This is a genomic window from Tepidimonas sp. (genome assembly GCF_046292505.1).
In the GTDB taxonomy this organism is placed as follows: domain Bacteria; phylum Pseudomonadota; class Gammaproteobacteria; order Burkholderiales; family Burkholderiaceae_C; genus Tepidimonas.
This window is the reverse complement of sequence record NZ_JBKBQX010000057.1, coordinates 1-2,561: the sequence shown is the minus strand read 5'-3', so window position 1 is coordinate 2,561 and position 2,561 is coordinate 1. Positions and strand designations below refer to the sequence as shown.

The window sequence follows — 2,561 nt, the reverse complement described above, 5'->3', positions numbered from 1 at the left end:
GGTCACGGCGACCACGGCCATCCGGGTCAGCCACTGGCGGCGGCCGGAGATCGCACCCACTGGGCGGGCAGAAAGGGCCCGACAAGATGACGCGCCTTATGTTCGTCGCCGGGCTAGGTGCTGGCATGACGATGGTAGGCGCGATGGGTACACAGCTACGTGAACTGGCGCGCGGGCGCGATCCGCTGCCGATGGATACGCCGCAGTTCTGGGGCAAGGCGTTTCTGTCAGGCGGGGCCTTTTCGATCTGGGGCGACTTCCTGTTCACGGGCATTAACGAATACGGCCACGGCCCTGCGCAGGCCGCCGCAGGGCCTTTGGCGGGCTTCCTGGGCGACACGACGCAGCTCGCCCTAGGCGACGTCTTCCAGTTCGCCGACGTCGTTGGCGGCCTCTCTGACAAGGACTTTAGCAGCACGACCGGCGCAAAGGCGGTCGAGTGGGCGCGGCGCTACACCCCCGGCAGTTCCGTGTGGTGGGCACGATTAGCACTTGAAAGAGCGGTCTTCGATAGGCTACAAGAGTTGGCAGACCCGAAGGCGTATCAGAAGCAGCAGCGTAAAGTCCGCAAGCAGGAAAAAGAGTTCGGCAATCAATACTGGTGGGGTCCGGGCGAGGCAGGCCCGGAACGTGCGCCGGGGTTCTGAGGGGTAGGGGTCAATGGCTATTGGTACGCAGCGCGTAGCCAAAAAGTTTACCAACGTCCAAGAGGCCGTGGCGGTGAACTGCGACTTCCCGCTGTTCGCCGAAGACGACGTCGTCGTCAAGTACGGACTGGCCAATTTAACGGCCACATTGGACGTCGACTACACCGTACAGCTACAGCCGGACGACTACGACTTCTTCACGATCACGCCCACCGCCGCGCTGATCGCCAAGATAGACGCGTTGATTGCGGACGACGAAGACGAAGTCAACCAGATCGTCGTCATTCGCTCGCTGGACTACCTGACAGAGATAACGCCGCAATCGACGTTCTTCCGCAACGTACTGGCGCGCGAGTTCGACCGCATCGCCATGAAGTTCCAGCAGTTGGCCCAGAAGGTCAAGAGCGCTATTTTCCTGCCCGAAAACGAAATCGACGTAGACGGCAACCCGTCTGTCGACATGACGCTGCCGACCATTGCGCAGCGTATCGGTAAAGTGCTGGTATTCGATGGTACTGGCAAACCGACCGTATCGACGTTGACTATCGACGAAATCGAAGCGCCAATCGAGGAAGCGCAAGCCGCAGCGGACACCGCGACCGCGCAGGCCGTAATCGCCACGACCAAAGCGACGGAAGCCGCAGCCGATGCCGCAGCCGCAGACGCCGACCGGATAGCCGCCGAGGCCGCCAGGGCGGGCGCGGAAGCCGCCGTAGCCGCCGCCGAGCTTGGCGACTTGGGCAACGTGGACGAGACGGGCAAGGAAGTCGGCGACGGTCTTGTCTGGGACGGCGATAATTGGGTTCCCGGCCCTGCTGGCGGCGGCATGTTCCAGGGCAACAACGGTACGGTCGGCGACAGGTCGGGCGACATGTTCCGCATCATGGATCAATCGCTGACCGTAAACACGTCCATCCCGGCCAACAAGAACGCGATGATAGCCGGGCCGTTGACCGTGGCCAACGGCGTCACGTTGACGGTCGAAAACGGCGCGCGTCTGGTCATCGTGTGAGGACGACATGAGCATCGCAGCCGTCGACAATCTCAGCAACCGCGCAGGAACCAAACCCCCTGCCGTCACGCGCGGCGAGTTCGTACAGGCGCGCGCCAAGTATAGCGGTTCGACACCGGCCATTACCGACAGCTTCAACGTGTCATCCCTAACCGACAACGCGGCAGGCGATCAGACGCTTAACTGGTCAACAGCCTTTGGCAATGTTGACTACACAGCAACGACTGACGCCATTGCAGGCACAGGCTCAGCAACAAAGGCGTATCCGCAGTCGTTAAACAATGCCTCGTCGCTGGGCTCAGCAGCGGCGTCCGTGTCATCTTTGCGAATTGCCACAACAATTTCAGGCAACCTTAGTGACGTTGGGAATGTGTTCGCGCTTGCCGTAGGAGACTACGCATGAGCCTCGTGAAAGCAAACTCAGTTGCCAAGAATGACGGCACGCAGGAAACCTCGCTGATCGAAGGATTGGTGAAAGCGTGGGTCAATTACAACAATGGCACTGGCAGCGTTCGTGATAGTTTTGGCGTCGCGTCTATTACCGATAACGGTGCAGGCGATGACACAGTTAATTACTCGACTGCCTTTGCCAACGCTGGCGCATCCGTACAAGTAACTGGCTCTAATGGATCGTCTGGCGGTTACATCGGACTTATCCGTGACGCCAGCACCTTGCCCACGGCCAGTCTTGTTCGCATAGGAACAGCAACGACTTCTGCTGCGACGGAAGCTGCGTATGCCAATGTTACTGCCCACGGAGACCTCGCATGAGCAAGGTATTAGCAACCACACTCGAAGATCGTGTCTCCGGTGATCAGGTGCCAGGTCGAAGATCGGCAGCGACAGCGTCGGCAGAAAGGTCCACGCGCGGCTGCCGGAATCGAACAGGCCATCGAGCTCGG

4 protein-coding genes are annotated in these 2,561 nt (G+C 60.3%); all 4 read left to right on the top strand.

Features of this window, described 5'->3' with window-relative positions; all coding sequences use genetic code 11:
• Window positions 1–125: 125 nt before the first annotated feature.
• Genes ACK4TH_RS11455 through ACK4TH_RS11440 form a run of 4 tightly spaced genes read left to right on the top strand, consistent with a single transcriptional unit; the run spans window position 126 to window position 2,430 of the window.
• Window positions 126–647: a hypothetical protein gene (locus tag ACK4TH_RS11455; RefSeq protein WP_409626588.1), complete on the top strand. Its 522-nt coding sequence runs from the start codon at window positions 126–128 to the stop codon at window positions 645–647.
• Between the two features lie 13 nt (window positions 648–660).
• Complete coding sequence (locus tag ACK4TH_RS11450) at window positions 661–1,659, top strand: hypothetical protein (protein WP_409626586.1); 999 nt, start codon at window positions 661–663, stop codon at window positions 1,657–1,659.
• Window positions 1,660–1,666: 7 nt separating this feature from the next.
• Window positions 1,667–2,062, top strand: coding sequence for a hypothetical protein (locus ACK4TH_RS11445; protein ID WP_409626584.1), 396 nt, complete (start codon window positions 1,667–1,669; stop codon window positions 2,060–2,062).
• Window positions 2,059–2,430, top strand: a complete 372-nt coding sequence (locus ACK4TH_RS11440; protein WP_409626583.1) for a hypothetical protein — start codon at window positions 2,059–2,061, stop codon at window positions 2,428–2,430. The genes ACK4TH_RS11445 and ACK4TH_RS11440 overlap by 4 nt, the downstream gene beginning before the upstream one ends.
• Window positions 2,431–2,561: the final 131 nt, after the last annotated feature.